This window comes from Mesorhizobium sp. M4A.F.Ca.ET.090.04.2.1, from assembly GCF_003999085.1.
Classification (GTDB): domain Bacteria; phylum Pseudomonadota; class Alphaproteobacteria; order Rhizobiales; family Rhizobiaceae; genus Mesorhizobium.
In genome coordinates, this window is sequence record NZ_RZOT01000339.1 from 1 (window position 1) to 6,619 (window position 6,619).

General features: G+C 65.5%; 8 protein-coding genes and 1 pseudogene. 7 read left to right on the top strand and 2 right to left on the bottom strand.

The genetic code is table 11. The features are described from left to right. The 3 genes and pseudogenes from EN781_RS35440 to EN781_RS21920 form a co-directional block, all read left to right on the top strand. Positions 1-108: pseudogene (locus tag EN781_RS35440) on the top strand (ABC transporter permease); the annotation flags it as partial. Next, the gene (locus tag EN781_RS21915; protein WP_126054129.1) at positions 105-974 is read left to right on the top strand and encodes an ABC transporter permease; all 870 of its coding nucleotides are present in this window, start codon (positions 105-107) and stop codon (positions 972-974) included. The pseudogene EN781_RS35440 and the gene EN781_RS21915, both read left to right, overlap by 4 nt. Further along, positions 971-2,593 (top strand): dipeptide ABC transporter ATP-binding protein, encoded by a 1,623-nt coding sequence (locus EN781_RS21920; protein WP_127400323.1) that lies wholly within the window; start codon positions 971-973, stop codon positions 2,591-2,593. The genes EN781_RS21915 and EN781_RS21920 overlap by 4 nt, the downstream gene beginning before the upstream one ends. Before the next feature lie 33 nt (positions 2,594-2,626). Here EN781_RS21920 and EN781_RS21925 read toward each other — a convergent pair whose 3' ends face one another. Next, positions 2,627-3,058 (bottom strand): TerB family tellurite resistance protein, encoded by a 432-nt coding sequence (locus EN781_RS21925; protein ID WP_126054127.1) that lies wholly within the window; start codon positions 3,056-3,058, stop codon positions 2,627-2,629. 114 nt (positions 3,059-3,172) lie between these two features. On the opposite strand from EN781_RS21925, the gene EN781_RS21930 reads away from it, so the two are divergent. The 4 genes from EN781_RS21930 to EN781_RS21945 all read left to right on the top strand — a co-directional run bounded on the left by EN781_RS21930 (position 3,173) and on the right by EN781_RS21945 (position 5,619). Further along, positions 3,173-3,958, top strand: a complete 786-nt coding sequence (locus EN781_RS21930; protein WP_126054126.1) for a TSUP family transporter — start codon at positions 3,173-3,175, stop codon at positions 3,956-3,958. A gap of 51 nt (positions 3,959-4,009) precedes the next feature. Then, positions 4,010-4,180, top strand: coding sequence for a hypothetical protein (locus EN781_RS21935; protein WP_126054125.1), 171 nt, complete (start codon positions 4,010-4,012; stop codon positions 4,178-4,180). 100 nt (positions 4,181-4,280) lie between these two features. Next, positions 4,281-5,105, top strand: a complete 825-nt coding sequence (locus tag EN781_RS21940; protein ID WP_126054124.1) for a helix-turn-helix domain-containing protein — start codon at positions 4,281-4,283, stop codon at positions 5,103-5,105. 91 nt (positions 5,106-5,196) lie between these two features. Next, complete coding sequence (locus EN781_RS21945) at positions 5,197-5,619, top strand: VOC family protein (protein WP_127400324.1); 423 nt, start codon at positions 5,197-5,199, stop codon at positions 5,617-5,619. Here EN781_RS21945 and EN781_RS21950 read toward each other — a convergent pair. Beyond that, a partial coding sequence (locus EN781_RS21950) for a cobyric acid synthase (RefSeq protein ID WP_127400325.1) occupies positions 5,616-6,619 on the bottom strand: 1,004 nt, incomplete at its 5' end. The genes EN781_RS21945 and EN781_RS21950 overlap by 4 nt on opposite strands.

Sequence of the window (6,619 nt, forward strand, 5' to 3'; positions counted from 1 at the left end):
GTCGTCGAAAGCGTCGTCATGCTGCTGGTCGCCGCCGTCATCGCCGTCAACCTCCTCGTCGACCTCTCCTATGCGGTCGTCGATCCGCGCCTGAGAAGCCGGCAATGACGCTCCATGTCGACATCCCCGAAGAGACCGTTGGCGCACTGCTGGCCAAGGCGTTCCGCAACCGGTCCTTCCTCGTCGGCTTCGCCATCACCGCGCTGGTGGCGGCGATAGCGATGCTCTCCTATGTCTGGACGCCCTATGATGTCACCAGGCTGGTGATCTCGGACAAGACCCTGACGCCTTCATGGGCGCACTGGTTCGGCACCGACCATTTCGGCCGCGACATCCTGTCGATGATCATGGTCGGCGCCCGCAACTCGATCGCCGTGGCGCTGGTCGCGGTCGGCATCGGCATGGGCGTCGGCGTGCCGCTCGGCGCCTTTGCCGCCGCGCGCGGCGGCCTCGCCGACGAGGCGCTGATGCGGCTGAACGACCTCGTCTTCGCCTTCCCCGCGCTGCTGTCGGCGATCATGATCACCGCCATCTTCGGGCCGGGCGCGATCAACGCCATCATCGCCATCGGCATCTTCAACATTCCCGTTTTCGCGCGCGTCGCCCGCGCCGGCGCTCTCGCCATCTGGCCGCGTGAATTCATCCTGGCCGCGCGTGCCGCCGGCAAGGGGCCAACGCTGATCACCATCGAGCACATCCTGCCAAACATCGCCACGTTGCTCCTGGTGCAAGGCACCATCCAGTTCGCGCTGGGCATCCTTGCCGAAGCCGGCCTTTCCTATGTCGGCCTCGGCGCGCAGCCGCCGATGCCGAGCTGGGGTCGCATGCTGTTCGACGCGCAGACGCGCATGGTCGTGGCGCCGTGGATGGCGATCTTTCCGGGCATGGCGATCGTCGTCACCGTGCTCGGCCTCAACCTGCTGGGGGACGGCATCGCCGACATCCTCGACCCGAAATCGCGGCGGCAGCGATGAGCCTGCTCGAGATCGAGAACCTGTCGCTGGCGATCGGCGACACGCCGATCCTGAAGGGGGTCGAGCTTGCCGTGGCACCGGGCGAGGTCATGGGGCTTGTCGGCGAGTCCGGCTCGGGCAAGTCGATGACGGCGCTCACCGTGATGCGGCTTCTGCCCTTCGCGGCGCGTGCCGGCGGGCGCGTCGCCTTCGACGGCCTCGATATCCTGGCGGCGAGCGAGGACCAGATGTGCGCGCTGCGCGGCGACGACATCGGCATGGTGTTCCAGGAGCCGATGACGGCGCTCAATCCGGTCAAGACGATCGGCGAGCAGGTCGCCGAAGGCATCCGCTGGCATACCAAGGCAAGCCGCGCCGAAGCCGAGGAGCGGGCGCGCAAGGTGCTCGACCGGGTCGGCCTGCCCGAGGCAAAATTCCCGCTGTCGCGCTATCCGCACGAGCTGTCCGGCGGCCAGCGCCAGCGCGTCGTCATTGCAATCGCCTGCGCGCTGAAACCCAAGCTCCTGATCGCCGACGAGCCGACCACGGCGCTCGATGTGGTGCTGCAGGCGCAGATCCTCGATCTGTTGCGCGACCTCGTGGCGGAAAACCGCATGGGCCTGCTGCTGATCTCGCACGACCTCGCGGTGGTGACCGAGATGGCCGACAAGATCACCATCCTGCGCCATGGCGAGGTGATGGAAGCCGGCGACACGGCACGCACGCTGTCTGAGCAGCTCCATCCTTACACGCGTCAGCTGGCGCAGGCTTCCATGCATGTGCCGGCCCGCCCCCGAACCCACGTCGCCGGCTCGGCCAGGCCCCTGCTGCAAGTCGAAGGGGTGACCCGCGACTATCCGGGACGACGCAGCTCGCTGTTCCGGCGCGCCGCTCCCTTCCGCGCCGTCGACGACGTCTCGCTGTCGATAGAACCTGGCCAGTCGGTGGCCCTGGTCGGACGTTCAGGCTGCGGCAAGTCCACGCTTGCCCGCATGATCCTGGCGCTGGACAAATCGACCTCGGGAACGATCCGTTTCTGCGACGAGACCATCACCGGCAGCAGCGAGGCGGAGCTGAAGCCGGTGCGGCGCGACATGCAGGTCGTATTCCAGGACCCCTACGGCTCCTTCGATCCGCGCCAGAAGGTCGAGAAACTGGTCGCCGAGCCGCTGCATGTGCTGGCCAAAAAACCGGCCAACGCCGAGCGGCGCGAGCTCGTGGCGCACGCGCTGCACGAGGTTGGCCTCGGGCCGCGCGACATGGACAAATATCCGCACGAATTCTCGGGCGGCCAGCGCCAGCGCCTGTCGATCGCGCGCGCCATCATCCCCCGCCCCAAGCTGGTCGTGGCCGACGAGCCGGTCTCGGCGCTCGACGTTTCGATCCGCGCCCAGATCCTCGACCTGTTCGCCGAGCTCAACCAGAAGCTCGGCATCGCCTACTTGTTCATCACTCATGACCTGACCGTCGCCCGCGCCATCACCGACGAGGTGCTGGTCATGCACGAAGGCAGGATCGTCGAGCGCGGCAAGACCGGCGCGGTGCTCGACAACCCGCAGTCCGACGCGGCCAAGGCGCTGGTGAAAGCCGCGCCCGATCTGCACCAGGCAATCGCGCGGAGGCTGCAGGAACAGGGATAGGCGGCCAGACGCGCCGTCTGCCATCGAATCCGGCTATTCCTGCGGCTTCACAACATCGACCGGGCTGATGTCGAGCAGGTCGAGCGTGCGGCGCAGGAGCTTGACCTCGTTCTCGGCCAGCTTCGAATCGGCCTTGGCGATCTCGGCCATGTGTTGGGCGAGCAGCTTGCGCCGCTCGACGTCGAGGTCGCGGAACAGCGCGATCGCCTGCGAACCATTGGTCTCGTAGCCGAAGTCGTTGAGATATTCGATGACGCTGTCGATGCTCGTCTCGGGAATGCCGAACGCCTCCTTGCAGATGCGCCGGAAGGCGACCATCTCGCTCTCCGAGACGGAACCATCGGCCAGGATCATGCGGAACAGCATCAACAATTCCGCCGACAGGACCGGATCGTCCGCGACCTTACGTACGCCGGGATCGCCGTCGAAGATCGAGCGTATCTGGTCGAGCAATGCCATTGCCATCGGCCTCCCCTTTGCGATTCCGTCGCAGATAGTTAGCGCGGAATCGGCCTTGCGCAAATGGGACGGGCATGATGGAACCTGCCGTCCCCCTCGCCGCAACCCTTGCAGCCCCCGATGCTCGATCTTGCCACCCACACCGTCGTCATGCTCGCGTTTGCCGCCTTTGCCGCCGGCTTCATCGATTCCATCGCCGGCGGCGGCGCTCTGATCACCATTCCGGCACTGCTTCTTGCCGGCTTCTCGCCGCTCGAGACGCTGGGAACCAATAAGCTGCAAGGCATGTTCGGCTCCGGTTCGGCGACCATCCACTATGCCGCGAATGGCCATGTCGATGTCCGCCGTCAGCTTCCGTCCGCCGTCCTGGCACTCGCCGGGAGCGCGGCCGGTGCTTCGCTGGCGACAATCGTGCCCGGCGACGTGTTACGCGCCCTGCTTCCGCTGCTGCTGATCGCGATTGCACTCTATTTCGCCGTCAAGCCCAACATGGGCGATGTCGACCGCGCCGAGCGGCTTTCGCCCTTTCTGTTCGGACTCACGGTCGTGCCAGCCATCGGCTTCTATGACGGCCTGTTCGGCCCGGGCACCGGCTCGTTCCTCATGCTGGCCTTCGTTGCGCTCGCTGGCTACGGCGTGCTGAAAGCGACGGCGCACACCAAGCTGCTCAACTTCGCCTCCAACATCGGCGGCTTCGCCGTCTTCGCCGCCGTCGGCGTCGTCTACTGGAAGATCGGCCTGATGATGGGCGTTGCCCAGTTCTTCGGCGCCCGCCTCGGCGCCAGCCTTGCCATCCGTATCGGCGCGAGACTGATCAAGCCGCTGCTGGTCGTCGTCTGCGTGGCACTGGCGGTGAAGCTCCTGGCCGACCCGGCGAACCCGTTGCGCCTGCTCATTGGTGTGTGACGGCCCCGCTGATACAATGCCGGCGTACGAATCATGTTGGAGGAGCCACACATGAATCTCAGTGCGCCTACTCAGCTTATTTTCATTATCTCCCTTGTCATCGCCATCATCGGCGTTCTCGCCGCTCTTGGCGTTCTTGCGTTCATTCCTCTTGCCGCAGTGTGGATTGTTCTCATAGGCTACATCGTGCTTGCCGCCGGCTGCATGATGCGCGGCGCTTAAGTCAGGCACATTCAGATCTCAGGTAACCGAAGCGCCCGGCCACAAGCCGGGCGCTTTTGATTTCGGAATGTGGTCTAGATTTGGCGGGCGAGGATTGCCGATGTCGATCGAGACAGAGCGCCGTCATGAACAGGACCATTCTTTAGCCGCGAGGTTCGAGATGGTGCGGCGAGCGGCTGACGCTTCGCTTGCAGGCGCAGTCACCGACCTTTGCGGCTATCGCGAGATGCTGCCCGTCTGCTCCCGCAATGTCGAATATGCTTCGCTGACCGTGCCGCTGGTCATCAGCTTCGCCGAGCCCTTCGCCATCGGGCTTGGGCGCGACCCCGGCGACAACGATCGCTTCGCCAGCTTTGCCGCCGGCCTCTTTGCCGGGCCGGTGGTAATCCAATCCTTCGGCCGCGCCTGCTGCGTCCAGATCAACTTCACCCCGCTCGGCGCCCGCCGCTTCTTCGGCCTGCCGATGAGCGAGCTGACCGACCGCATGGTCGGGCTCGACGATGTGCTTGGCCTCGAAGGCATCGCGCTGCGCGAAAGGCTTGGCGAGGCACGGGATTGGGGCACGCGTTTCGCGATTGCCGAGAGCTTCGTCGCAGCAAGGCTGGCGGAGGCGAAGCGGATGTCAGCCGAGATCGCCTGGGCCTACCGGCAAGTCATTGGCTCTGGCGGACGCACGCGGGTCTCCGTGCTTGCCGATCAGCTCGGCTGGAGCCGCAAGCATCTCGCGGCGAAATTTTCCGACGCGATCGGCATCGGGCCGAAAACGCTGTCGCGCATCGTGCGCTTCAACCGGGCGCTCTCGCTGTCCAAGCATCAGCTCGACGACTGGGCGGGGATCGCCGCCGATTGCGGCTATGCTGACCAGGCGCATCTGGTGCGCGAATTCCGCGATCTCGCCGGCGAGACGCCAACCGCGCTCGCATAGTCTCTTTCTCCACCGAGGTAACATTTCTTCAAGACGCCGCGGCGGCCTTCGCCGAGACTGGATACCATCAACCGACACCAGGGAGATTGCCATGTCGACCGCGAACGAAGCACCTCGTCTCTACCCCGCTCTGCGCTACAGGAATGCCGCCGGAATGATCGACTGGCTGTGCGATGCCTTCGGCTTCACCGTGCGCGCCCGCTATGGCGAGGGCGACGTCGTGCATCACGCCGAGCTCGTCTTCGGCGCCTCGATGATCATGCTCGGCACCGCGCGTGACGACGACTACGGCAAGATGGTCGGCGAGCCGGGCGCCGGCGGCGGCAAGTCGATCTATGTCGCGGTGGAAGACGCCGATGCCGCCTACGCCAGGGCAAGAAAGGCCGGCGCCACGATCCTGCAGGAACTGACCGATCGCGGCTATGGCAGCCGCGAGTTCATCTGCCGCGACCCGGAAGGCAGTGTCTGGTCGTTTGGCACCTACTGGCCGAAGGCAGGAGACGCCGCCAGCTAACGGGCCAGGCCAAAAATTGCGTCGCAGTCGAGATGGGTTTCCAGTTCGGCCGCGACCTCGTCCAGCGCCCGCTCGACATCGGCGCGATAGTCGATACCGCCGCCTTTGACGCCGAGGCTTTCCAGGAACCTTGCCCGGAAGGCGTCTGCGGAAAACAGCCCGTGCAGATAGGTGCCAACCACCTTGCCATCGGCGGAGATCGCCCCGTCATCGATGCCGTTGATGACGGCGGACGGCCGCGCCATGTCCGGGCCGGTGGTGCGGCCGAGATGGATCTCGTAGCCTTCCAGCGGCAGATCGAACTGCACCGAGCGGGCGCTGACATTGCGCACGGTCTTTTCCGGTTCCATCACTGTTTCGATGTCGAGCAGGCCGAGCCCCTCCGCCTCGGTAACGCTGCCCTCGATGCCGGCGGGATCGCTGACCTTGCGGCCGAGCATCTGGAAGCCGCCGCAGATGCCGACGACATGGCCGCCCCGCTTGCGATGGGCGAGGAGATCGTGGTCCCAGCCATTCTCCCGGAACTTCATGAGATCGCCGATCGTCGACTTCGAGCCGGGAATGACCACCAATCCCGCATCCGCGGGCAACGGCTTGCCGGGCGGCACGAACACCACCTCGACCTGCGGTTCGGCCTTCAATGGATCGAGATCGTCGAAATTGGCGATGCGCGAAAGCATCGGCACTGCCACCTTCAGCGCCCGCTTCTCGCCGGATGCCAGCCGTTCCAGCACCACCGAATCCTCGGAAGGCAGCCTCGCCGCCGCCTTCAGCCACGGCACCACACCGAAGCAAGGCCAGCCGGTGAACTTTCCGATCGCCTCGATGCCGTCGTCGAACAGCGAGACGTCGCCGCGGAACTTGTTGATGAGGTAGCCGACGATCATGCGCCGGTCCTCGTCCGGCAGGATGAGATGGGTGCCGACGACCGAAGCGATGACGCCGCCGCGATCGATATCGCCGACCAGCACCACCGGCACATTTGCGCGCGTCGCGAAAC

Coding starts and splice junctions, on each gene's coding strand:
- EN781_RS21915 (WP_126054129.1), top strand. CDS start 105: ATGACGCTCCATGTCGACATCCCCGAAGAGACCGTTGGCGCACTGCTG.
- EN781_RS21920 (WP_127400323.1), top strand. CDS start 971: ATGAGCCTGCTCGAGATCGAGAACCTGTCGCTGGCGATCGGCGACACG.
- EN781_RS21925 (WP_126054127.1), bottom strand. CDS start 3,058: ATGGCAATGGCATTGCTCGACCAGATACGCTCGATCTTCGACGGCGAT.
- EN781_RS21930 (WP_126054126.1), top strand. CDS start 3,173: ATGCTCGATCTTGCCACCCACACCGTCGTCATGCTCGCGTTTGCCGCC.
- EN781_RS21935 (WP_126054125.1), top strand. CDS start 4,010: ATGAATCTCAGTGCGCCTACTCAGCTTATTTTCATTATCTCCCTTGTC.
- EN781_RS21940 (WP_126054124.1), top strand. CDS start 4,281: ATGTCGATCGAGACAGAGCGCCGTCATGAACAGGACCATTCTTTAGCC.
- EN781_RS21945 (WP_127400324.1), top strand. CDS start 5,197: ATGTCGACCGCGAACGAAGCACCTCGTCTCTACCCCGCTCTGCGCTAC.